The following is a 22,854-nucleotide window of genomic DNA, read 5'->3' as shown; positions in this document are numbered from 1 at the left end:
GTTTATAGATTTGCTGTTCATTGTTAATTACCACAGAAATTGTCTATAGTAGGTAAATAGTATAAAACCTGATATTTCTCATGCCGCTAGCGACCGAAACAGATAATAAAAAACTACAAAAACTGAAGCTAGCCTTCTGGTTTTCACTTGCCTGTATCATCGTGATTGGTCTTGTAATCGACCAAATTAATTACAGCCGCGAGAAAGATGCTTTTCGTGCACAGGAGCTGGCAAAAGTAAGTGCCTATCGTGCAGAGCTCGAAGCCACCTTAATATCTAACATTCAACTTGTACGCGGCTTGGCGGTTGCCGTTGCGGCTGAACCCAATTTAGACCAAGCCCGCTTCACGCAAATTGCCAGCCCCCTATTTTCAACGTCTTCAGAGCTTAGGAACATCGGCGCAGCACCGGATATGGTTATTCAGATGACTTATCCTCTTGTGGGTAATGAGAAATCTATTGGGCTCAACTTTTTAGAAAACCCAGCGCAGCGTGACGACGCAATTAGAGCACGGGATGAAAACCGTATTGTTATGGCCGGCCCATTAGAGTTGGTGCAAGGTGGTCAAGCATTGATAGCAAGAATGCCCGTATTCACTCCACCAGAGCTCACTTTTTGGGGGTTACTCTCTGTTGTCCTCGATATAGATAAAATCTATACAAACTCGGGGTTAATCGCACTGAGTCAGCATTATGATGTTGCCCTGCAAGGCAGAAATGGCCTTGGTGCTAAAGGTGATTTTTTCTACGGTTCACAAGACGTGCTCAATACCAACCCTTTGAGCTTTAGAATTAACTTTCCAGGTGGTGAGTGGCAGATGTACGCCACACCAAAATCTGGATGGCAGCCACCAAGTTCTGCTATTTGGCCGCTTAGACTGGCCATTATTCTATTTTGTATTTTATTTGCTGGCGCCTCTGTATTCTTTTTACGCATGGTCGAAAGACAGTACAAAAGCGAACGTATGTTAGAAACTATGAGTAGTCTTGCTAAAGTCGGCGCTTGGTCTTTTAATCTAGAGACAAGAACCGTCTATTGGTCTGATATGACCAAGCAAATTTTTAAGTTTCCTCTTAATGTACAGCCAGAGTGGCCTGCTAACTTTACACTTTTTAAGGCTGGTGAAAGCCGGGATAAAATTCGTCGCCTTAACGAGCGTGCAATCAAGTATGGTGAGAGTTTTGAGACTCAAGTGCAAATCATAACTGCTGAAGGTGATGAAGTTTGGGTGCTGCTACATGGTGAAGCCGAGCATAAAAATGGCCGTTGTATAAAACTTTTTGGTTCACTACAAAATATTGATACCCGTAAGCGAGATGAGCTAGAAAACAACAAAATAGCCTTACATAATGAGATTTTAGCCTCTCTTACCGTTAATGATGCGGTACTGACGGGTAACCTTAACTTATCTAAACATGTTATTGTGCAAGCAATTTGTCACGCTTTTGATATTGATCGCGCTAGTATTTGGCTATTTAGTGACGATCGCCAATCGCTCAATACCTTTGCTATTCACGACCAAAGTCAGCCTGAATTTAGTGAGCCGATTTCACTCCAGCAGTTTGAATTTCAAAATTATTTTGATGCTATTAACAATCACGCTGTAATTAATGCCAGTGATGCACAGCAACATCCACTGACTAGTGACCTACGTAGCAACTATCTTGATTGGTTTAATATACGCTCAATGCTGACTGTGATAATCCCCACAGGTAGCAAAACAATGGGGGTTGTGTGCGCCGAAAAATGTCATAACCGCAGACATTGGAGTAAAAATGAAGAAAGCTTTTTAATCGCAGTTGCGGCACTCATTGGTAGTTTACACGCAAGTCAGCGCCGTATAGAGACCGAACAACAACTCGTTCAAGCAAAAGAAGCTGCTGAACAAGCAGTAAAAGCCAAAAGTGAATTTTTAGCAAGCATGAGTCATGAGATCCGCACCCCTATGAATGGCGTGATCGGGATGCTCAATATCATCAAACAAACCAAACTAGACACCCAGCAAAACCACCATATAGATTTGGCGCAATCATCGGCTGAATCACTATTGCATATCATTAACGATATTTTAGATTTCTCTAAAATTGAGGCCGGTAAGCTCGATATTGAAAATGTTAGCTTTAATGTATCAAAACTACTTGGCGATACTATCGAATCGTTTGCCATTAAAGCAGAACAAAACAATACCAAGTTGCTGCTAGATACCACACACCTTAATCACGGCTTTATCATTAGCGACCCAAACCGGATTAGGCAAATTATCAATAACCTAGTTAGCAATGCGGTTAAATTCACAAAAGATGGTGAGATTATCGTCATCGCCAAACTCGAAACAAACAACGAAGAATTGTTCTTGAACTGCTCTGTTATTGATTCGGGTGTAGGTATCAAGCCCGAAAAGCAAGCCACTTTATTTGACTCATTCACGCAAGCGGATGCATCAACTACACGCCAATACGGCGGTACAGGGCTTGGCCTTGCAATAGTAAAACAGCTGTGTCAGTTAATGGATGGTGATGTCAGTGTGGTTAGTTCGTACGGGGAAGGCAGCACCTTTAATTTTACTGTAAAAGTTAAACGTGATCATACAAAGCAAGCGCCAGAGCCAAGCCACATTATAGATAAAAAGCATATTTTAATTGCTGATAATTGTAAGCTCAGTAGCAATATTGCCAAAAAACAATTGCAGCTATGGGGAGCAGAGGTCGAGACCTATAGTGATATGCCAAGCTTACTCAATCGTGCTGCAATGCCAACCGATAATGGCTGCGATGCAATTTTAGTGGATTATCTTTTTTATAGCAGCGCAACAAAAGAGCACCAACAATCATTCTTAAAATACTTTAATGCCACCAGCTGTAAACGGATTTTGATGGCCCCAATGAGTCTTACTGAAAAACAAACGAGACAAACATTAAAAGTTGAGAGTATTATCTTTAAACCATTAACGCAGTCTGATTTATTTAATTCTCTGGCAAACGACAAGTACATTGAACAGCAGCAGGTTAATAAAGAAACCTTAATAACTAAGGTCGTGACCAGTAGCGATAGCGCTGAATCGCAAGTCTTACTGGTTGAAGATAATAAAGTGAATCAGATGGTGGCAGGTTCGTTGCTAAAACAAGCAGGCATTAGTTTTGATATCGCTGAAAATGGCCTTGAAGCGATTGCAAAGCTTTCAAGCCGCGAGCAAAGCCCCTACCAATTAGTGTTAATGGATTGCCAAATGCCAGAAATGGATGGTTACCAAGCAACGCGAGCCATTCGGGCAGGTGAAGCAGGCGCAGCTCATCAGGGGGTTAATATCGTCGCACTCACTGCAAATGCGATGCAAGGTGACAAAGAACGTTGTTTAAACGCAGGTATGAACGACTATGTCACCAAACCCCTTAAATTTGACTCGCTCAATAAAAAGTTAACAGTGTGGCTAAGCACTGAAGAATAAAAAGAGAGTAAAACCATGCAATTATCATCAATTCAACAACGTGTTATTGGCTGTTTACTCGAAAAGCAAAGTACAACACCCGAACATTACCCGTTATCTTTAAATTCATTGACTAATGCATGTAATCAAAAGTCTAACCGTGAACCTGTATTGTCTCTCACTGAAGCGCAAGTACAAGATACCCTCGATGAGCTTATTGCATCACGCTTAGTAACGGTTGATGAAGGGCTATCTGGGCGTGTAAATAAATACGCTCACCGCTTTTGCAATACCGAATTTGGTAGTTTGCAATTTACTGAGCAGCAACGCGCCATTATTTGTTTGTTACTGTTACGTGGCCCGCAAACACCAGGCGAACTGAGAACTCGCAGCAACCGCCTCGCTGAGTTCAGTAACGTCAATGAAGTCGAAGCCGCATTAAACGCACTCATTGCACAAGAACATGTGGCACGCTTAGCACGAGAGCCCGGCAAACGAGAGAGCCGCTACATGCACTTATTTGTTGACCCAGACAGCATTACTGAGGATATGGCTGCTAATGAGCCAATGCAGGATAATAGTAGTGAAGTGCAGCAATTACGAAGTGAAATCGAAGAACTTAAGCAACAAATTAACGCAATAAAAGCGCATTTAGGTCTTTAATAAAAACCGCGCCCGTAACATAATGTACAAGACGCTGACAACCACAACGAAAAATAGGAGCTCTACCATGCGTGCCGACATTCTGGCGGAAATGAAAGTCCAACCAACTATTGATGTAAAAGCGGAAATCACCCGTCGTGTTAACTTTCTTAAAAGCCGACTTATTGCTGCGCACTCTCGCTCACTTGTATTAGGGATCAGTGGCGGTGTTGACTCATCAACCTGTGGCCGTTTATGCCAATTAGCGGTTGATGAATTAAACCAAGAACATAACACCAACGAATATCAATTTATTGCTGTGCGCTTACCTTACGGCGTACAAGCAGATGAAGACGAAGCACAACTAGCCGTAGATTTTATTCAACCAAGTAAGCGTATGACGGTTAATATTAAAGCGGCTGTCGATGGCATGCATGAACAAGCAATGGCAGCGGTTGTTGGTGGTGGTGCTGAATTACCAGAGCAAGCTAAAATCGACTTTATCAAAGGTAATGTAAAAGCACGCCAACGCATGGTTGCGCAGTATGAAATTGCCGGTTTCAGCCAAGGCTTAGTTGTTGGTACCGATCACAGTGCTGAAAACATCACTGGCTTTTACACAAAGTTTGGTGATGGAGCATGTGACTTAGCACCTTTATTTGGCTTATCAAAGCGTCAAGTTCGTGCGCTTGCTGAGCACTTGGGAGCGCCAGCTGTCCTTGTACATAAAGCCCCAACGGCCGACTTAGAGTGTGATCGCCCAGGTCTAACTGACGAAGAAGCGCTTGGCCTCACTTACGATCAAATTGATGATTTCTTAGAAGGTAAAGAAGTCAGCAATGAAGTCGAAGAAAAGCTAACAGCAATTTACTTACGTACTCAACATAAGCGCCAAGCGATCCCAACGGTATACGACGAGCTTTAAAAACGGTTAAAACACTAAAAGGGCAATAATAATTGCCCTTTTTCCTTCCTCGTACAGTCCCTTAGCAATATTCAAAACCTTCAATCACTCATTATCGGCCGCGCTAAATGATCTAGAGCGCTATGCTTGACGTAAAAGTTAGCAACATGATTGCAGTAAAGATGAAATAGTTCTGTAATTTGGTTTATAGTTGTTACAGTTAAATACATTACATTTCAAATCAAAAATCTAAGGTTTTATATTAGTTTATGTCATCGCCCATTTTAATTACTGGCGCAGGCCAACGTATTGGACTCGCTCTGGCCGAGCACTTTTTAGCGCAAGGGCAAGAAATCATAGTCACTTACCGCACCCGCCATGAAGCAATTGATGTGCTTGCTGGTAAAGGCGCTATTTGCATCCATGCTGATTTTAATAGTGACCAAGCTATCGGGCATTTTATCGAAGAATTAAAAACCCATACCAACCAGCTCAAAGCAATTATCCATAATGCGTCTAGCTGGGATTGCGAAGCAAATAACCACGATTACGCAGACCTGTTTGATAACATGATGCGTATCCACGCCAAAGCGCCCTATTTAATTAATTTAGCAGCTTCTGATTTGTTACTACATTATCAGCAAAACAGTGGCCAAGCCGCAGATATTATTCACTTAACCGATTATGTGGTTGAAAAAGGCAGCCCTAAGCACCTTGCTTATGCAGCAAGTAAAGCGGCGCTTGATAATTTAACTAAGTCGTTTGCCGCTAAATTTGCACCAGACATTAAAGTGAATGCTATCGCTCCTTCGTTAATTATCTTTAATGAACACGATAGCGACGAATACAAAGCCAAAACATTAAAGAAATCGCTAATGGGCATTGAGCCCGGCTGCGCCGAGATTATTAACAGCGTAGAACTATTACTAAGCAGTCACTACATCACAGGTCGTTCTATGCCTGTTGATGGTGGCAGACATTTAAAATAACGAATTACTGAGAAAGCTATGCACGATGATTTAAAAAATAGTTACCAACAAATAATTACCGCAGTAGGTGAAGATCCTGCTCGTGAAGGATTACTCGACACACCAAAACGCGCAGCAAAAGCGATGGAGTATCTGACTAAAGGCTATCGTCAAACATTAGATGAAATCACCAACAATGCGGTATTCACTTCAGATGCCGATGACATGGTATTGATCCAAGACATTGAGCTTTACTCTATGTGTGAGCACCACTTGCTGCCATTTGTTGGCCGCTGCCATATTGCTTATATTCCTGATGGCAAAGTGCTTGGTTTATCTAAGTTTGCGCGAATTGTTGACATGTTCGCACGTCGTTTTCAAATTCAAGAGCAATTAACCCATCAAATTGCTAAAGCGGTTGAAGAAGTAACTGGCGCGAAAGGTGTTGGTGTAATAGTTGAAGCAAAACATATGTGTATGATGATGCGCGGTGTTGAAAAGCAAAACTCAAGCATGCGTACTTCGGTTATGTTAGGTAACTTCAGAGCCGATCCAAAAACCCGTAACGAGTTCTTACAACTAGTTAGAGGGTAATGATGGCCAACGCAATTATTAATGTCACTAACCTCAGGCTACGGACCTTTATAGGTTTTAACCCTGAGGAACGTGAGAAAAAACAAGATGTGGTGATTAATTTAGAAATTCATTACCCAGCTGATCAAGCTTGTGAAACTGACGCAGTCGATAAAGCACTAAACTACAAGACCATTACTAAAGAAGTGATCAGCCTTGTCGAAGAAGGCCACTTTTTGCTGTTAGAAAAACTGGTTGCTGAAATTTTAGCAATTTGCCACCAGCATCAAAGTGTTCACTATGCCAAAGTACGCGTCGATAAACCTCATGCGCTGCGCTTTGCTGATTCAGTATCACTGACCCTAGATTGGCAAAAAAGCTAGAATAAGGGCGTGTTCACCTTTGTGGATTAAAATTTGTTCACTCTAGGGGCGATTTAATCGCGGCGCGAGATTTGTAACCTAGTGGGCTAAGTAAAAATCGAGCAACAAAGAGTTAATCGCCCCTAGGAAGAACCCGAAGGGCAGCGCGTGTTTGGCATTGATGCTGCGTTATCACCTATTTATGTGGAACAACCACACTACATAGGCTCTGCCTTGCCTAAATACCAAACACACTGCTGCAAAATTAATCATAAAAGGTAAACACGCCCTAGTCCTACTGCAAAGGCAAGCACAGCTAAATAACGTGCGCCTTTGCCTAGGGTCACGAGTAACAAAAAGATTGAAAACTTAACCCTAAAAATTCCGCCAACAACCGTTAAAGGGTCGCCGACAATAGGCAGCCAAGCAAATAGCAAACTGTAAATACCGTATTTATTAAATTGCTGTTCGGCTTTGTCTATCGACTTTTGTGAAACGGGAAACCATTTACGCTCTTTAAATCGCATGACTTGCGTGCCCAGCCAATAATTCACACAACTCCCAAGCACATTGCCTACAGTTGCACTTAACCATAACAACCAAAGTAGATAGTCACCACTGGCTATCATAGCTGTCATTACTAATTCTGAAGAGCTAGGTAATAAGGTTGCGGAAATAAACGCGCTGAAAAATAACGATAAGTAGGCCATAAACATCACATAAAAAAGCTCAGCAAATGGCTGAGCTTTTAGTATATGGCAATTAGTTTACTTTATAAATTCTATCGCCATAGGGTATTTAACTTCTTTACCATCGTTGGCTTTAATCGCCGATACGACCACCATAATCAATGAGAATAGCGCTACTAATGGTAGCAGGATGACTCCAACGACAACAAACATCAGCATAAAGCACACAATGTAAGCAATCATCATGGTTAATTGAAAGTTTAATGATTTGCGACCATGCTCAGCAACAAGTGGCATTTCTTCTTTTTTTACAAGCCAAACAATCAAAGGCCCAATCACCGAACCAAACGGGAAAAGCAAGCCAGCTAAGGCACTTAAGTGACAAAACATTGCCCATGTGCGCTGCTCTTTATCTGCCACAATTATTTCAACTTTTTGATTATCATCCATTTTAAATTCCTTGTTATGGGTCTGTTTGTATCTCTACTATAAACCGTAATGACCTTTTACCCTAGTTAAATTGGTTAAATTTAAAACTCTCAACCAGCAAAAAAGGCTGTAATCAACGTTGTGATAAAAATGTGATAACTTCGTGAGGGTTTCTGGATATTGCTATTCGATACTGGTTTTGAATCATCAAAAACAGGAATCTCACATGAAAGCTTTACCTTTAACTTTATTCGCTGCATGCGCAGTAACTAGCCTTGCAAGCCAAGCTGCTGAGCTTGATATAAAACTAACTAACCTCACGCAAGGTTTACACTTTACCCCTATTCTCATTACTGCCCATAACAGTGATGGCAAACTTTTCAGCGTTGCTATGCCTGCTTCTACAGCCCTACAGACTATGGCTGAAGGTGGCAATCTCGAGCCATTAATGACTGAAGCCACAGCCGCAAACAGCGACATGGTTGCCAACCCAGCTGAAGGTTTATTAGCCCCAGCAAGCTCAACGATGGCGAGCTTATCCACCAAGGATGGCAATAACTACTTATCTCTAACAGCAATGCTACTGCCTACCAATGATGGCTTTGTAGGTTTAGATAGTTGGATGATCCCAACCGAAGCTGGTACCTACACTGTTTATCTCAATGCGTATGATGCAGGAACCGAAGCCAATGATGAGCTTGTTGTTGAGGGTTCAGGTATGCCGGGCACGCCAGGCATTCCTGCCGCACCAGGTGGTAATGCGGGTATGAATGGCAGCGGCGTCACCAGTAACGAAACCAATATGATGGTGCATATTCATCCGGGTAATTTAGGTGACGACGATTTAGAAGCAGGTATGAGTGACCTCGATAACACCGTACACAGATGGTTAAACCCAGTTGCGATGCTAACAGTTACGGTTAAATAGGAGGTTATTATGCGCTTTTCAAAAAGCTTAATTATCCTCGCATTGAGTGCCGGCCTTGCGGCCTGTGGGGATTCAGATAAATCATCAGACAACATGGATGAAGCGCTGGAAGAAATGACAATGGAAATGGGTGAGATGGCAACAAATCATCAATTTATGGTGGAGGTAGTCAATCTCACCGCTGCTCAACCTTTCTCCCCTGTTGCTGTGATTGCTCACACCGATGGCATGCTTTGGAAAATTGGCGAGCCAGCATCTGAAGCACTTGAAATTATGGCTGAAGGCGGCGATAACAGCGAGCTACTCGCAGCAGAAATGACAATGCAAGCAGCTTCAGCAGAAAGCCCATTACCACCAGGTGAGCAAGTCACGTTGACCCTGACAACGGGAGAGCTTGATTCATTAAAAATTAGCTTAGCGACCATGTTGGTGAATACAAATGACGCGTTTACCGGTCTTAATGCTATAGACGTGTCTTCGTTAGCGGTTAATGAGTCACTGTCTCGTACTAGTTTTGCCTATGATGCAGGCACAGAGGCTAACTCTGAAGCACAAGGCACGATCCCTGGTCCTGCCGACTCAGGCGAAGGCTACAACGAAATGCGTGACGATATTAACCGTGTTGCAATGCACCCAGGTGTGGTTAGTCAAGATGATGGCCTGACAAACTCTGTGCTCACAAGCCAGCATAAGTTTGATAACCCGGTTGCTCGGATCACGATAACGCGGACGCAATAATAATCGCACTCCTTACACCGAGGTCATAAGGATGTGCCTCTGTGATTTGGAGTGAGCCATGCGCCAAGAAAAATTATTAATCGTCGAAGATGATAGAGCAATCCGCCAACTTATCAGCACACAATTGCACTGCCTAAACTTACATATTGATGAAGCCTCGAGCGCTGAAGCTGCAATAAAGAAGCTTGCCAGCTCAAGTTACGGCTTAGTACTGCTTGATATTAACCTGCCACAAATGGATGGCTTGAGCTTATGCCGCAAAATTAAAGAGCACTACCCAAGTATTGCCGTTATTTTACTGACCGCACTCAGTAGCGATATGGACAGAGTGATTGGTTTGGAAATGGGCGCTGATGACTATATTTGCAAGCCTTTCTTCGCCAGAGAATTACAAGCACGAATAAAAACACAATTACGGCATAGGTCACAACTTATGGCAGCTCAATCACATCATGAAGATAGCGCTCAAGCGGCAATTCAACTTGGAGAACTACACATTGAATTTGCCAGCCACCAAGCATTTTTAGCTGACCAAGCAATTAACTTAACCGCCACCGAATTCGATTTACTGGTCTATTTTGCTAAACACCCAAACCATGTTTTTAGCCGCCAACAATTACTAGACCAAGTATGGGGCTATCAACACAGCGGCTACGAGCATACGGTTAATTCCCATATAAACCGTTTACGCAGTAAGTTTGAGCAACATCACCCAGCCAACTTTATCGAAACAGTTTGGGGTGTAGGCTATAAATTAAACCCCGGTCAATTGAGTGCAAACTAATGAAATCAATGACGCTTTATCAAAAACTCGCTTGGTCATTAGTGCTTATTTTTAGCCTGTTGTGCGCACTCGTCTTAAATTGGAGTAAGCAGCTAGAGCAAAGCTCGGTACACCATGCTCAGCAAAACTTGCACCTTCAATTAGCCGAACATTTAGTGCATGATAACCCACTGATCCAGCAAGGTGTGTATGACTATAAGGCACTAGAAAACTTATTTCACACGCTGATGATACTTGGTCCGGCTTTTGAGTTTTATTTTGTAGACCCAGAAGGTCATTTACTGACTTATTCAGCCAAACCGGGGCAAGTCGTAAGGCAACAAATAAACTTAAGCCCAATACAGCAGCTACTCGACAACCCCACTGCCACGCCAATTTATGGTGACGATCCACGTAGCAAGGATGGCGTAAAAATTTTTTCGACCGCACCAGTTTATAATCAGCAACAACTGCAAGGCTATTTGTACGTGATAATTGGCGGGCAAGCTTACGATACAACCCTTAAAAACATAAAAGCCAATGATAACCTTTGGCTAGCCGCAATGTGGTTTGTAGCCGCCTTAGTTGCGCTCTTTATTGCGATGTTGCTGTTATTTCGGTTTTTCACCTTACCGCTCAAAAAACTCAATAAAGAGCTTAATAAAATAGAAGCGGCTAACTACAGCCTAACCAAAATGTCATTGGACTCTAGCTATACAGCTGATGATGAAATTGGCAATTTAAGCAAAGGCGTCAATGCCATGCTGGCGCGTATTGATGAGCAGTTTCAGTCATTACAGCACGCTGATAAGCAACGCCGAGAGTTACTCACTCATTTATCACACGATTTACGTACGCCGCTCTCTTCACTGCACGGCTTTCTAGAGGTGATCAATAAACCGGATAGCCACTTAAACGAGCCCGAGCAACGTCATTATCTCAACCTTGCAATGGATAACTGCCAGCAACTAAAACAGCTGATTGAACAAATTTTTGAGCTGGCTAATTTAGAGTGCGGCCAAGTGAAAATACAATCCGAGACCTTTAATTTGGGCGAGTTGATTTATGATTGTGTGGCAAAGCTTGCTCTAACAGCGCAATCAGCTGGGATTTCGCTCAAGGTTATTCCCGAAATTTGCGATTTTACCGTGACAGCAGATATTGCAAAATTAGAGCGGGTGCTTACAAACTTAATCGAAAATGCCATTCGGCACACCCCAAATGGCGGTGAAATAGCCGTTAAAGTTAGCCAGCAAAGTGATCAGTTATACGTGGCAGTGTCTGATACCGGGGTTGGTATTCATGAGGATGAACTCAATGCGATTTTCGAACCTCACTATCAGGCGCGTAATAGTATAAAACGAGGCTCAACAGGCTTGGGACTTGCTATTTGCAAGCAACTGCTCAACCTAATGGATAGTGAAATAAACGTAAAAAGTACCTTAGGAAAAGGCAGTGAATTTCGTTTTAATTTAGCGATGCAGGCATCCGCTTAATCACGGATGCCTGTGTTGTTATTATTTTTCGATACCCGCTAAATCGAGCATAAAGGCGTAATATAAAGCGGTATCTTGCAAGCTTTTAAAGCGCCCAGAAGCGCCGCCGTGCCCTGCTTCCATGTCGGTTTTGAACAGCAACAGGTTATCATCGGTTTTATATTCACGTAGCTTAGCAACCCATTTTGCAGGCTCAAAATACTGAACTTGAGAGTCGTGTAAACCGGTGGTGACTAACATATTTGGGTAAGCCTGCTTCTTAACTTGGTCATACGGCGAATATGACAGCATGTAATCGTAATAGACTTTATCGTTCGGGTTGCCCCACTCGTCATACTCATTCGTTGTCAGTGGTAAGCTGGCATCTAACATGGTCGTGACTACATCAACAAAAGGCACTGCTGCAATCACCCCTTTATAAAGTTCAGGCGCTTGATTCACAACAGCCCCCATTAGTAAGCCACCTGCACTGCCACCCATGGCAAAAATATTATCCTTATCACCATACTTTTGAGCTGCTAATGATTTAGTCACATCAACAAAGTCATTAAAGGTGTTTTGTTTTTTCAGCAGCTTGCCGTCTTCGTACCAAGGACGACCCAGCATTTGTGAGCCACGTATATGCGCAATCGCAAACACAAAACCACGATCAAGTAAGCTTAATCGAGAGCTAGAAAAGCTCGGATCCATGGTCGCACCATACGAACCATAACCATATTGCATAAGCGGATTAGAGCCGTCTTTTTTGAACATGTCTTTACGATAAACAAGGCTCACAGGAACATCGACACCATCTCGGGTGGTCACGTAAACTCGCTCAGAGGCATAATTGTCAGGATTAAAGTCACCTAACACTTTACGCTGTTTAAGCAGGTTTTTTTCACCACTTTCTAGGTTGATATCGTAGCTGCTGCCTGGCGTCGTCATACTTGAATAGTAAACACGTAAGTTAGGGTTATCTAACTCACCATTACCATAACTAAAGACCATGTAAGTTGGGTCATTAAATGCAACGACTTGCTCTTGTTGGTTACGAAGGTCACGAATAGTGATTCGGGTTTGCCCCATTTCTCGCTCTTCATACACCAAGTGATTATTAAATAGCTCAATGCCTTCAAGTTTCACGTTATCACGACCAGCAATTAGCGTTTGCCAGTTAGCTTTATCATGAGCCTTATCGCGGTGCACTTTCATCAGTTGGAAGTTAACAGCATTTAAATTAGTAACGATGTAATACCAATCGCCTAACTTTTTGATGTCATATTCAAGCCCTGCTTCGCGTTCAATAAAACGTTTTGGCATTGCTTTGACATCATTGGCATCAATAACCGAGACGCCCGATGCACTGGTGCTGCCATGGCTAATATAGATTTCTTGTTGGTCTTTACTCTTGTAAATACCGGTGTAATAACTAGTGTTTTTCTCTTCGTAAACGAGTTCGTCGTCGGCTTGCGGGGTGCCTAGCGTATGGCGATATACTTGGTAGCCTAACAGCGTTTGTAGGTCTTTTTTGATGTAGTAAAAGGTTTTGTTGTCATTAGCCCACACGACATCACCTTCTGTACCTTCAAGGCTTTCTGTGAGCATTTTACCTGTGGTTAAATCTTTTACTTTAATTGTGTAAATACGACGACTCACAGTGTCTTCACCATAAGCCAGCAAGTTGCCATTTGGGCTGACAGCTAAACCGGTTACGGCAAAATAGTCATGATTTTTAGCAAGCTCATTCACATTTAAGATAACCTGCTTACCTTCTCCTTGGCTATCTTTGCTACGCACATAAACCGGGTATTCGTCATCACCGCGCGTTTGTGAGAAATAGTAATATTCCCCTTTTTTTGTTGGTACCGTATCGTCATCCTTCTCAATACGCCCTTTAAGTTCTTCGAACAAGGTGTTTTGTAGCGTTTGAGTATGCGCTAACTTACTTTCAACATACGCATTTTCAGCATTCAAATGAGCAATAACAGCGGCATCTTTGCGCTTATCATCACGCATCCAATAGTAGTTATCGACACGAGTGTCTCCATGAATGGTCATTTCATGAGGTATTTTTTTGGCGACGGGTGCTGCAATCTGAACTTGCTCTGTGATAACAGCTTTTTCTTTATTATCTGGGACTTTATTACACGCTGATAGAACAGCTAAAGAGAGTGCCGCTAGGCAAAGTGAATGGCCAACTTTCATGGGGTTCCTGTTTTCGTTTTATTATTCTGTCTCCAATATAAGTAAAAAAACTGCAATATATAAGTAGCCTTTGTGAAGCAATGTAAAAAGGGAGCCGAAGCTCCCTTTTATCACTTACTTATCAAGTAATTACTTTTGCTTGCGACGACGCATAAATGCGAACGGTGCAGCAAGTAATGTTAACCATGCTAGTGAACCTGAAGAAGATTTTTTCTTCTCTGGTTCTTCAACTACAACTGGTTGCTCAGACGCTTCATCAGCTAGGTTGTTAACTGTAACAGTTACCATAGCAGACTCTGAAACATTACCTGATCTGTCAGTTGCAACAACTTCTAGTTCAATTGATGTTAAACCAGCGTCATAATCAAGTACGTCTTGATTCATAACTACAACATCACCTGAAGATGTTACTGAAATAGCTGTTGAACTTGAGCTAATTACAATGAACTCTGTAACAGGGCTTGCTAAATCAGCACCATAAGTTGCTTCTAGCGTACCAATTACCGTACCATTTTCAGTGTTTTCATCAACAGAGAACTCAGTATCAACAATAACTGGTGGAGTATTCGAGTCTGATTCAGGTGTTGCAGCATACGCTTTAGAACCCGAGTCTGAAAGAATCATGAAGTCTTCACCTGCATTGTATAAAGTAGCTGAAGCACCTGGTTCAATTGAGCTAACAGCTTCACCAGCTTCATCTACAAACATTGCATATACATCACTTGATGCATCTGTGAATGTGTAAGTACCCATTGCAACATCACCTTCTTCAGTTGCAATTGGTGTCCATGTTTCTTCTTCTGTACGGAAACGAACATCTACAGTTGCTCGACCAATGTCATCGGCTGTTAGGCCAAATGCTTCAATACAGCTTTGCATTGTGAGGTGGTTGTTACCGATAATTTGGTAATAATTATCTAAGAAACCAGAAGCACTACCATAGCCGTGAGTAAAGGTAATTGCAGTGCCCGGCTCAACATCGTAGAACCACTCTAACTTACCATTTTGTACTGTAACATCGTAAACACCATCTTGGTCCATATCGAAGTCAGCCATGAAACCACCCACGTAAGAGTGAGTAATTCCCTCGTTTAGCACTAATGTAGTAAGTGTTACATAACCGCTTTCACAAATTTCAGCTGATACAGCAAATGTTTCGATTGATGCGCCTACTAAGTCAAAACGTTGGTCTTCATCAATATCATCAGTCATTACTGTAGGGGCAAATACAGGATCAAGTGCTACCGCACCTGTGTTTGTTACTTCATGTGCAACGCCGTTATCAGTCACAACTGGCATGAAGCTCATTGCCGCATTTGCTTTTGGTAATACGTGGTATACAAGGTGGAATGCTTCATCGCTGCCATCAGAGAAGATTAGCGCACCATCAAGCTCTAGGTTAGTTAAGTCAGCCGTGGCATCTTGAGAACCAATATTTTCCTCAGTTAAGGTCCACTCAGGTAGAGTTGCAGGATCAATTGTTGCTGTCACGTCAAATGACATTGTTTGACCTGCTGGCACTGTAATTGACTCTGGGTAGTCAAGTGAGAATGAACCACGCTCAACATCGTCTGCATAACGTTGTTCAAGAGAAAGTGTGTACACTTGGTCTTCGTTAGAGAAGTTCTTAACTTGAACTGTTTTAGTAAGCTCAACTGTTTCTGATGCGTTTACTAAACCAAACGAAAGCGCAGCTTGTTTGGTATCTGCAGCCCATGCAGCAACGGGTAAGTTAGCCGCTTTGTTAACATCAACAAGACCCGCACCGATATAACTAATTGGTGCAAGCTCAGCGTCTGGGTTAATCGCTAACGGCTCCATAGTTACATTTAGGTTTGCCGTGTTCATTAATGTCGCTTTAATTTCAAACGCGTTACGCTCTGGCAGCGCTTCTTTTAATAAGCTCACCGCACCAGCAGTAATTGGGCCCGAGAATGAAGTACCTGTTGCGCCAGTAAGACCATCACCAAGACCAGGATGAGCAGTCATGATGTTTACACCTGGTGCTGTAATCTCTGGTTTTAACAGCCCGCCCATTGAAGGACCACGCGATGTGAAATCAGCAATCGCGCCAGACATAACAAGACGCTCAACTGTTAGGTTAAACGTACCGCCCGCTTTTAGAGCTGTACCAGCTGCAAACGTTACGCCTACAGAAGGGATAGTAACAGTTGGATCTGAACCGCCCATAGGTGCTGGCGTGCCATCGTCATTATTGTTTGCAATAATAACAAACTCTGCGCCTTTAGCTTGTGCTGCTAATACTTTAACTGTAAATGCACATGCACCACGGTCGATGATAACGCCTTTACCTGTAAAATCTACGTCGTCAGCAAACGCTTCACAAGCCGTTTGATTTGCATCTGGGTACACAAGTTCCAAGTTTTCATTAGTGTAGCTAAATGCCATCTGTGGACCAAAGCTGGCTGGCTGCACAACAGCTTCTTCACCATTAACTGTACCACTACCAACTGATTCTTCACCGGTAGGGTGAGTCATCGCACCCACTGAAAGAGCGTTTTCAGTTGTACTTGGGCCACCTACGATGAATGGATAAGCACCATCATTACCAGCAGAGATAACAACGTTTGTACCAAGTTTAACTGCTTGGTTGATGAATAAGCCTACAGCATCGTTTGCAATATCACCGTAATCGCCACCAAGTGACATATTTACAACATCAACACGGTCGCTCATATCACCGTCACCATTCGGATCCATTGCACTTTCAAGAGCTAAAAGTTGTGCAAGGCCTGGACAGCCACTATTACATACAGAGTAAACAAATAAATCTACGCTTGGTGCAATACCGTTAACAGAGTGAGAAACGTGTGTACCGTGGTTTGTATCTACATCAATAGGATCGGCATCATCGTTAATGTAATCATAACCACCTAATACTTTACCTTGTGGCCAATCAACTGACGCAGGATCAGCAATAGCTGCCGCATAGGCTTCATCAGTCCCCGCACCACCAAAAGCGGTATGAGTGTAGTCAATACCTGTATCAAGCACAGCAACGCGAACACCTTCACCTGTTGCTAAACCATTAGATACTAAAGGAGTTGCTTCAATATAGTCAGCGCTGTCAGCAACATGCAATTCATAATCGTATACTGGGTAAATGCCCTCAACTTGAGAGTTCGATAGTAACTTAGCAACATCTTGCTTATTACCATTGACTACGATTGAGCTTACTAGTGTTGATGTTTTAGCGACAACTTGTACAGGCAAGTCCATACTATTGATTGCTTGCTCTACGCTTGCTTGCGCTACTTTTGCTTGCGCTTGAATTGACGCTACATCCGCGCCCATTGTTTTAGCATTAACTGATGCTGGAGCATTTAACTTAATTAACCAGCTTGTAGCTTCGCGATGAGCTTTTTGTTCTTTTTTAGTTACCGCGCTCGATTGGATTAATTTTTTGCCGGCAAGATTATATTTAGAAAAGTCATTGGCTTGTGCACTAGCGCACATTGCACTGGTTACAGCCAAAGCAACTGCAGTTCTTTTTATTAGATTTTTAGACATGGGTTCCCCTGGGATATGTTATGTTATCGTCTAAATAGTGATTGAAACAAAGTTTCAGAACCAATATAAAACGGAAACCCTAGCAAGAACAACATTTCTGTTACATAAGAATTACATTCAGCTAAAACAAAGAACACTGAGTTTAAGTAACATATTGTTTTAAAATGATTTAAAGATACAAGCTAGAGTTGTAAATATTTGTAAATGAACAGTGTGTTGAGTTTTAGTAAATAGAGTATTGAAAATGAATTCAGAAGTAATCAACATTCTTACCATGGCAAAGGTGATTCAAACGGCTGTTGCACCCGTCTTTTTAATTACCGGTATTGCTGCAACGTTAGGCGTGCTTTCAAACCGCTTAGCGCGTATTACCGATCGAGCGAGACAGTTAGAACGTAAACTTAAAGTCAGTACGGATGAAGACTTCAATAAGTCATTAACAACGGAGCTAAGGGCACTGTTGAAACGCTCTCGCTGCATCCATATTGCATTTAGTCTAAGTGTACTCAGTGCCTTATTAGTATGTGCTGTGGTTATGTGTCTATTTTTATCGCATATTCAATCTATCAACTTGAGCGTGACAATTGCTAGCTGCTTTGTGGCTGCTATGGCGCTTTTGATATGTGGATTTTTATCTTTACTATGCGAGGTTTTCTTAGCAACAAGAAGCATGCGCCGCGGCATGATCTTCGCTGATATTGATATAAATGATTAAATTAAACTTAAGTTAAGATTAACCGCGATACACTTGAATATTATATTGAGCTAAGATAAAACTCAGTTAGTTTACTTTTATGACATCTTAAGGGGCAAAAGGAATGAAATTAAAACAATTAGTAGTGGGTGCAATGCTTTCAACAATGGCACTAGGCGCTTCAGCAAATTCTGTATTTGAAGAGCCAAGCGATGCAATCGAGTATCGTCAAGCAGCATTTTCAATGATCCGCGTACAAATTGGTGACATGGGCGATATGCTAAAAGGAAAAGTACCTTTTGATGCAGAACGTTTTCAAAAGCGTGCCGACAATGCAGCGGCATTATCTAAAATGCCTTGGGAAGCTTTCGTAGCGGGTTCTGACAAGGGTGATACATCTGCACTTGCAGCTGTATGGAGCGACAACGAAACCTTTATGAAAAAAGCAGTTGCTTTCCAACAATATGCTGATGAGCTAGCAGTAGCAGCACAAAGTGGCGATAAGAAAGTAATCGGCAAAGCATTTGGCGCTTGGGCTAAAGGCTGTAAAGATTGCCATAAGTCTTTCAAAGACTAGTCTAGTTATGATTTAAACTAAAAAGGCGCTTATTAGCGCCTTTTTTTCATGTTTTGAAGTTGCTACCCAAGCAAATAGCTGAGCGGCTCTGCACCCCAAGTCGTAAATAGCACCACTAAGCACACTGCAAAAATAACAAAAGCTATCAACGGTGATTTAGTGACAGGCTCAGTAACCGCAACTTGCTCACTATTACCCGTAAGCATAGGTTTCACTAAGTTTTTTCCTTTAATGCGGTAAATCACAATCGCTATTACATGCAACACAATGGCATACAACAAAATATCAAAGTTTAAATGATGTAACCAACCGGCAAACTCTACGGTATCTGAGGATACATGCTCGACGAGTGGACCATCCGTTAATATATCGTCACTAGTCATTAAGCCAGAGGTTAGCTGCACAATGAGTAACGCAAAAAAGGCTATCACCATATAACTACCCGCCGCGCCGTGACCCGCCTTATGTTCATTGCTTGTAAATGACTTAATTGCAGCAACAGGTGAGTGAATAAGCGCAGACAGCTTTGCCGTTTTACTACCAATAAGGCCCCAAACAAGACGTGTAATAATAAGCGCTAGAGTGAAGTAGCCTGCAGCAAAGTGCAGCTCCAACATACCTTCTTCAGCACTAAAATAGAGGGTTGCGATGGCCGCAACTAATAACCAATGGAAGCTTCTTATAAAGCCATCCCATACTTTAACTTTAGACATTGTAACTTTCCCTTTAAAGACGCTTATAACTTGCAGATATGAAATTTCAGCAATGGGTTCGGCTATACATTATTGCAAACTTCAGTTATTTTGACACACCTCTATTTCAGCTGTTTTGATCTGAGCCATAACAACAAACATGAGCGATAAGATGCATAAATCAACAATAAGAGCCTTGCTAAAAGGGTTTTTCGACATGCTCCCCTTATGTCTTGCGGTGTTACCTTGGGGGATTTTATGTGGCTCGTTAGCCGTTCAAAATGGCTTCAGTGCTTTAGAAACACAAGCTATGTCGTTGTTGGTATTTGCAGGATCAGCACAACTCGTTGCGATTGAATTAATGGCCGGCAATACCCCGCTTTTAACTATCTTATTTACCACTCTCATTATTAGCTCACGGCACTTTTTATATGGTTTAGCTATTCGCCACAAAGTCATAGATCAACCCTTTCGTTGGCGCCTGCCTGTGAGTTTTGTACTGACGGATGAATTATTTGCTTTTTCGCATCATCGCAAAGCCTATCGCACAAAAGTGCGCCTTATTTACGCACTCAGTGCCGGGTTTAGTTTTTATATTGCTTGGAATATCTGGACCTTGCTAGGTATTGTCGCAGGAAGCCTCCTTCCCGATTTAACACACCTAGGGCTTGATTTCGCCATCGCAGCCACGTTTATCGCTTTAGTTATTCCGGGTGTAAAAAACCTTGCAACACTAGCTACTGTGATCACCGCTGGCGTTGTTGCAACGCTATTAAAAAATCAGGGCTTTCAACTTTGGCTTGTCACCGCGGCTCTTATCGCTATGACGGTTGGTTATCTAATTATTCGCTGGCAAGCAAAAGAGGAGCATACGCTATGATGATCACCATTTTATTAATGGCGTGTATTACCTTCTTCACACGTTACTTATTTTTGCACCGCGCATTACCATTCAAAGTCGGTCCGAAAATGCAGCAATTTTTAAGTTTTAGCGCCCCTGCCGTACTCACCGCGATTTGGGTGCCCATTGTGTTTATTAATGACGAAGGGATAAATCTAGATTGGCAAAACCCTTACCTAAGTGCTGCTGTTGTGTCTGTTATCGTGGCCTATAAAACACATAACATATACTACACAACACTGGCAGGGATGGGATTATTTATAATTTTAAGTTAGCTGCGATACTTAACGCCAAGTAAGAAAAACCGCTGATTAAAATTTACCCTTTTAGAAAAACTCCAAGCAAGTTAGAATCAATGCAACAATAATAAAAAGTTATCATTATGAGCGAATTTCACCAACTTTCTGCCACCAGCCTACAAGGCCAAACCGTTGACTTTTCTGATTTTGAAAACAAGGTCGTACTTGTTGTAAATACAGCAAGTAAATGCGGTTTCACTCCACAATATGAAGGCTTACAAGCACTGCATGAAAAGTATCATGAGCAAGGCTTAGTAATAATTGGTTTTCCATGTAACCAATTTGGAAAACAAGAACCAGGTGATGCAAAAGAAATTAAAGAAGGCTGCCTAATTAACTACGGCGTTAGCTTTTTAATGATGAGCAAAGTCGATGTGAATGGCGAACATGCTCACCCTGTTTTTAGATACCTAAAATCAGAGTTACCGGGATTTATCACCCGCAAAATAAAATGGAACTTCACCAAATTTTTAATTGGTAAAGATGGCAAGGCAATTAAGCGCTATGCGCCACTGACAAAACCTGAACAGCTCGAGTCAGACATCGCAGCTGCACTGGGCAAATAACAAAGCCTAAAAGCAATAAAGAGGCAAATTGCCTCTTTATCTAAATTTATGCTTAGTCGTTCAAGTACTCGTCAAAGTCGTCATCGCCTAAGTTTCTGCGCAAGCGTTTTTGTTCAAGATAGTCTTCCAACTTCTTCTTTACGCGTTGCTTTTTCTTGTCGTGTTGATTACGCCCGACCATTTCGTACTCGTCTTCAACAAAATCGTCATCTAGCGCGTCATAACTAAATGTCTTACCCACAACCCACTCCATAAAGTGTTTGAGACCAATTCTTGAGATTAAAATTTGCTCGATGAATTGGCAAAGATTAAAAAGCTCGGTAGTAATTTAGTATCTAAAAAACCACCAAAATAAAGCCATACACCCATGCTAAATAGGTCATATGTCAATATTGTGAATAAATAGCGCTAAATTTGATTTCTGAAAAGTGAGAGTTTTTTATCGTTTCGATAAAAGTCATTTATGCATGTGTATTTTTTAGTTAATTTGACTAAAAAATGGTTAAAAAATTATTCCCCGCTATTTTTGAAAAAGCCTTAAAACACAACAAACTATTGAATTAATTGAATTTATGAATTTTGGCATTCAATTTGATTATGTATTTGTGTCATTTCAAACAGGAAAGAAAAAAATGAAAAAGTTATTGTTAGTAAGTTCTTTATTTATCGCTACCGGCGCAATGGCTCATAACGATAATGATACAAATATTTCATTCAGCGGTGAGCAGTGTGATGTTGAATTTATAAATGATGTACGCATTACACCAAGCGAGTTAGAAGTATACACAGCCGATAATCGCACTATGAAAATCATCGATCAACACACTTTATATATCGATGGTCAAAGCGTGTCGCTTGATGCTTCACAACAGCAAGCAATTGCAGATTACTCAGACAGCTTACGCAGCCAACTTCCTGAAGTAGCAAATATCGCACTTGATGGTGTAAAAATAGCTGGTGTAGCCATCGAAGAAGTCTCAAATGCTTTCAATATTGATGGCCTAAGCGACATTTCAGAATTAATGGACGATATCAGCGTAGAAGTACAAAACGCTTTCTATCAGCAAGGTGCGTTCACCATGGGTCAGCAAAATTTCGAAAAATTTGGCCAAAACTTTGAAGACCAATTCGATGAGCAAATCGAATCGGCTGTCGAGTCAGCCATGATGCAATCGATGGGCAGTATTTTAGTGGCGCTAGGCTCTGAACTTTTAGGTTCAGGTGGCGACATGGATGAGTTTGAGCAACGTATGGAAAACATGGGCGCACAAATCGAAGCGCGCGTAGAAACTCAAGCAGCTCAACTTGAAGAGCGTGCAGATGCATTATGCGGCAGCTTTGCTGATATCGCTCATAAAGAGCAAGAGCTAGTGGTTCTAGTACCAGAGCTAAAAGAGTATCAACTATTTACTTTTAAACAGAACGCAGAGTAATGAATTAACATCCCTGAACCAAAACACTTGGTCCTTTCGCGCAGAGCTTGCTCTGCG

22 protein-coding genes are annotated in these 22,854 nt (G+C 41.9%); 16 read left to right on the top strand and 6 right to left on the bottom strand.

Annotation, left to right across the window (positions count from 1 at the left end):
- Window positions 1–80 precede the first annotated feature (80 nt).
- From WA256_RS16320 to folX, 6 genes are all read left to right on the top strand, one after another.
- Window positions 81–3,446: an ATP-binding protein gene (locus WA256_RS16320; RefSeq protein ID WP_332393194.1), complete on the top strand. Its 3,366-nt coding sequence runs from the start codon at window positions 81–83 to the stop codon at window positions 3,444–3,446.
- A gap of 15 nt (window positions 3,447–3,461) precedes the next feature.
- The gene (locus WA256_RS16315; protein ID WP_062566253.1) at window positions 3,462–4,088 is read left to right on the top strand and encodes a YceH family protein; all 627 of its coding nucleotides are present in this window, start codon (window positions 3,462–3,464) and stop codon (window positions 4,086–4,088) included.
- 67 nt (window positions 4,089–4,155) lie between these two features.
- The gene (nadE, locus tag WA256_RS16310) at window positions 4,156–4,992 is read left to right on the top strand and encodes an ammonia-dependent NAD(+) synthetase (protein ID WP_054563697.1); all 837 of its coding nucleotides are present in this window, start codon (window positions 4,156–4,158) and stop codon (window positions 4,990–4,992) included.
- A 248-nt stretch (window positions 4,993–5,240) separates the two neighbouring features.
- Entirely contained in the window at window positions 5,241–5,960 is a 720-nt protein-coding gene (gene folM, locus WA256_RS16305; protein ID WP_062566254.1) for a dihydromonapterin reductase, read from the top strand.
- A gap of 18 nt (window positions 5,961–5,978) precedes the next feature.
- Window positions 5,979–6,533 (top strand): GTP cyclohydrolase I FolE, encoded by a 555-nt coding sequence (gene folE, locus WA256_RS16300; RefSeq protein WP_055199245.1) that lies wholly within the window; start codon window positions 5,979–5,981, stop codon window positions 6,531–6,533.
- A gap of 2 nt (window positions 6,534–6,535) precedes the next feature.
- Window positions 6,536–6,895: a dihydroneopterin triphosphate 2'-epimerase gene (folX, locus tag WA256_RS16295; RefSeq protein WP_054554637.1), complete on the top strand. Its 360-nt coding sequence runs from the start codon at window positions 6,536–6,538 to the stop codon at window positions 6,893–6,895.
- A 248-nt stretch (window positions 6,896–7,143) separates the two neighbouring features.
- Here folX and WA256_RS16290 read toward each other — a convergent pair whose 3' ends face one another.
- Window positions 7,144–7,584, bottom strand: a complete 441-nt coding sequence (locus WA256_RS16290) for a YqaA family protein (RefSeq protein WP_062566284.1) — start codon at window positions 7,582–7,584, stop codon at window positions 7,144–7,146.
- Between the two features lie 57 nt (window positions 7,585–7,641).
- Window positions 7,642–8,013: a DUF4870 domain-containing protein gene (locus WA256_RS16285; RefSeq protein ID WP_054563699.1), complete on the bottom strand. Its 372-nt coding sequence runs from the start codon at window positions 8,011–8,013 to the stop codon at window positions 7,642–7,644.
- A gap of 205 nt (window positions 8,014–8,218) precedes the next feature.
- Between WA256_RS16285 and WA256_RS16280 the strand changes: the two genes are divergently transcribed.
- The 4 genes from WA256_RS16280 to WA256_RS16265 are packed head-to-tail and all read left to right on the top strand — an operon-like array spanning window position 8,219 to window position 11,917.
- Window positions 8,219–8,920, top strand: coding sequence for a spondin domain-containing protein (locus WA256_RS16280; protein WP_063530416.1), 702 nt, complete (start codon window positions 8,219–8,221; stop codon window positions 8,918–8,920).
- A 9-nt stretch (window positions 8,921–8,929) separates the two neighbouring features.
- The gene (locus WA256_RS16275) at window positions 8,930–9,658 is read left to right on the top strand and encodes a spondin domain-containing protein (RefSeq protein ID WP_062566256.1); all 729 of its coding nucleotides are present in this window, start codon (window positions 8,930–8,932) and stop codon (window positions 9,656–9,658) included.
- Window positions 9,659–9,716: 58 nt separating this feature from the next.
- Entirely contained in the window at window positions 9,717–10,442 is a 726-nt protein-coding gene (locus tag WA256_RS16270) for a response regulator transcription factor (protein ID WP_062566257.1), read from the top strand.
- Window positions 10,442–11,917, top strand: coding sequence for a sensor histidine kinase (locus tag WA256_RS16265; protein ID WP_062566258.1), 1,476 nt, complete (start codon window positions 10,442–10,444; stop codon window positions 11,915–11,917). Before WA256_RS16270 ends, WA256_RS16265 begins: the two co-directional genes overlap by 1 nt.
- Window positions 11,918–11,938: 21 nt before the next feature.
- Here the strand turns inward: WA256_RS16265 and WA256_RS16260 are convergent, their stop codons facing one another.
- On the bottom strand, window positions 11,939–14,104 hold the full coding sequence (locus WA256_RS16260; protein ID WP_335992626.1) for a S9 family peptidase: 2,166 nt from the start codon (window positions 14,102–14,104) through the stop codon (window positions 11,939–11,941).
- 129 nt (window positions 14,105–14,233) lie between these two features.
- Window positions 14,234–17,635 carry a S8 family serine peptidase gene (locus WA256_RS16255; RefSeq protein WP_335992625.1) on the bottom strand — a complete coding sequence of 1,134 codons (3,402 nt, stop codon included), beginning with the start codon at window positions 17,633–17,635 and terminating at the stop codon, window positions 14,234–14,236.
- A gap of 244 nt (window positions 17,636–17,879) precedes the next feature.
- On the opposite strand from WA256_RS16255, the gene WA256_RS16250 reads away from it, so the two are divergent.
- Together WA256_RS16250 and WA256_RS16245 are read left to right on the top strand one after the other, a co-directional pair.
- On the top strand, window positions 17,880–18,350 hold the full coding sequence (locus WA256_RS16250) for a DUF2721 domain-containing protein (protein WP_054554628.1): 471 nt from the start codon (window positions 17,880–17,882) through the stop codon (window positions 18,348–18,350).
- A 103-nt stretch (window positions 18,351–18,453) separates the two neighbouring features.
- Window positions 18,454–18,906: a c-type cytochrome gene (locus WA256_RS16245; RefSeq protein WP_058585373.1), complete on the top strand. Its 453-nt coding sequence runs from the start codon at window positions 18,454–18,456 to the stop codon at window positions 18,904–18,906.
- Window positions 18,907–18,968: 62 nt separating this feature from the next.
- On the opposite strand, the gene WA256_RS16240 is transcribed toward WA256_RS16245, so the two are convergent.
- A complete protein-coding gene (locus tag WA256_RS16240; RefSeq protein ID WP_062566261.1) occupies window positions 18,969–19,619 on the bottom strand; it encodes a cytochrome b/b6 domain-containing protein in 651 nt (216 codons plus the stop codon).
- Between the two features lie 151 nt (window positions 19,620–19,770).
- Between WA256_RS16240 and WA256_RS16235 the strand changes: the two genes are divergently transcribed.
- The 3 genes from WA256_RS16235 (at window position 19,771) to WA256_RS16225 (ending at window position 21,364) form a co-directional block, all read left to right on the top strand.
- Complete coding sequence (locus tag WA256_RS16235; protein WP_063529257.1) at window positions 19,771–20,478, top strand: AzlC family ABC transporter permease; 708 nt, start codon at window positions 19,771–19,773, stop codon at window positions 20,476–20,478.
- On the top strand, window positions 20,475–20,774 hold the full coding sequence (locus tag WA256_RS16230) for an AzlD domain-containing protein (RefSeq protein ID WP_063529256.1): 300 nt from the start codon (window positions 20,475–20,477) through the stop codon (window positions 20,772–20,774). Before WA256_RS16235 ends, WA256_RS16230 begins: the two co-directional genes overlap by 4 nt.
- A 107-nt stretch (window positions 20,775–20,881) precedes the next feature.
- Window positions 20,882–21,364, top strand: a complete 483-nt coding sequence (locus tag WA256_RS16225) for a glutathione peroxidase (protein ID WP_054563709.1) — start codon at window positions 20,882–20,884, stop codon at window positions 21,362–21,364.
- Window positions 21,365–21,416: 52 nt separating this feature from the next.
- Here WA256_RS16225 and WA256_RS16220 read toward each other — a convergent pair whose 3' ends face one another.
- Window positions 21,417–21,605, bottom strand: a complete 189-nt coding sequence (locus WA256_RS16220) for a PA3496 family putative envelope integrity protein (protein ID WP_082389337.1) — start codon at window positions 21,603–21,605, stop codon at window positions 21,417–21,419.
- Window positions 21,606–21,996: 391 nt separating this feature from the next.
- Between WA256_RS16220 and WA256_RS16215 the strand changes: the two genes are divergently transcribed.
- Window positions 21,997–22,797 carry a YggN family protein gene (locus WA256_RS16215; protein ID WP_054563710.1) on the top strand — a complete coding sequence of 267 codons (801 nt, stop codon included), beginning with the start codon at window positions 21,997–21,999 and terminating at the stop codon, window positions 22,795–22,797.
- Window positions 22,798–22,854 lie beyond the last annotated feature (57 nt).

The organism is Pseudoalteromonas sp. CH_XMU1449-3 (genome assembly GCF_037027245.1).
GTDB lineage: Bacteria > Pseudomonadota > Gammaproteobacteria > Enterobacterales > Alteromonadaceae > Pseudoalteromonas > Pseudoalteromonas shioyasakiensis.
This window is presented reverse-complemented; position numbering and strand designations above follow the sequence as displayed.

What these genes read in the sequence shown, in the direction of transcription:
- WA256_RS16320 (WP_332393194.1), top strand. Translation starts at nt 81, where the DNA reads ATGCCGCTAGCGACCGAAACAGATAATAAAAAACTACAAAAACTGAAG.
- WA256_RS16315 (WP_062566253.1), top strand. Translation starts at nt 3,462, where the DNA reads ATGCAATTATCATCAATTCAACAACGTGTTATTGGCTGTTTACTCGAA.
- nadE (WP_054563697.1), top strand. Translation starts at nt 4,156, where the DNA reads ATGCGTGCCGACATTCTGGCGGAAATGAAAGTCCAACCAACTATTGAT.
- folM (WP_062566254.1), top strand. Translation starts at nt 5,241, where the DNA reads ATGTCATCGCCCATTTTAATTACTGGCGCAGGCCAACGTATTGGACTC.
- folE (WP_055199245.1), top strand. Translation starts at nt 5,979, where the DNA reads ATGCACGATGATTTAAAAAATAGTTACCAACAAATAATTACCGCAGTA.
- folX (WP_054554637.1), top strand. Translation starts at nt 6,536, where the DNA reads ATGGCCAACGCAATTATTAATGTCACTAACCTCAGGCTACGGACCTTT.
- WA256_RS16290 (WP_062566284.1), bottom strand. Translation starts at nt 7,584, where the DNA reads ATGGCCTACTTATCGTTATTTTTCAGCGCGTTTATTTCCGCAACCTTA.
- WA256_RS16285 (WP_054563699.1), bottom strand. Translation starts at nt 8,013, where the DNA reads ATGGATGATAATCAAAAAGTTGAAATAATTGTGGCAGATAAAGAGCAG.
- WA256_RS16280 (WP_063530416.1), top strand. Translation starts at nt 8,219, where the DNA reads ATGAAAGCTTTACCTTTAACTTTATTCGCTGCATGCGCAGTAACTAGC.
- WA256_RS16275 (WP_062566256.1), top strand. Translation starts at nt 8,930, where the DNA reads ATGCGCTTTTCAAAAAGCTTAATTATCCTCGCATTGAGTGCCGGCCTT.
- WA256_RS16270 (WP_062566257.1), top strand. Translation starts at nt 9,717, where the DNA reads ATGCGCCAAGAAAAATTATTAATCGTCGAAGATGATAGAGCAATCCGC.
- WA256_RS16265 (WP_062566258.1), top strand. Translation starts at nt 10,442, where the DNA reads ATGAAATCAATGACGCTTTATCAAAAACTCGCTTGGTCATTAGTGCTT.
- WA256_RS16260 (WP_335992626.1), bottom strand. Translation starts at nt 14,104, where the DNA reads ATGAAAGTTGGCCATTCACTTTGCCTAGCGGCACTCTCTTTAGCTGTT.
- WA256_RS16255 (WP_335992625.1), bottom strand. Translation starts at nt 17,635, where the DNA reads ATGTCTAAAAATCTAATAAAAAGAACTGCAGTTGCTTTGGCTGTAACC.
- WA256_RS16250 (WP_054554628.1), top strand. Translation starts at nt 17,880, where the DNA reads ATGAATTCAGAAGTAATCAACATTCTTACCATGGCAAAGGTGATTCAA.
- WA256_RS16245 (WP_058585373.1), top strand. Translation starts at nt 18,454, where the DNA reads ATGAAATTAAAACAATTAGTAGTGGGTGCAATGCTTTCAACAATGGCA.
- WA256_RS16240 (WP_062566261.1), bottom strand. Translation starts at nt 19,619, where the DNA reads ATGTCTAAAGTTAAAGTATGGGATGGCTTTATAAGAAGCTTCCATTGG.
- WA256_RS16235 (WP_063529257.1), top strand. Translation starts at nt 19,771, where the DNA reads ATGCATAAATCAACAATAAGAGCCTTGCTAAAAGGGTTTTTCGACATG.
- WA256_RS16230 (WP_063529256.1), top strand. Translation starts at nt 20,475, where the DNA reads ATGATGATCACCATTTTATTAATGGCGTGTATTACCTTCTTCACACGT.
- WA256_RS16225 (WP_054563709.1), top strand. Translation starts at nt 20,882, where the DNA reads ATGAGCGAATTTCACCAACTTTCTGCCACCAGCCTACAAGGCCAAACC.
- WA256_RS16215 (WP_054563710.1), top strand. Translation starts at nt 21,997, where the DNA reads ATGAAAAAGTTATTGTTAGTAAGTTCTTTATTTATCGCTACCGGCGCA.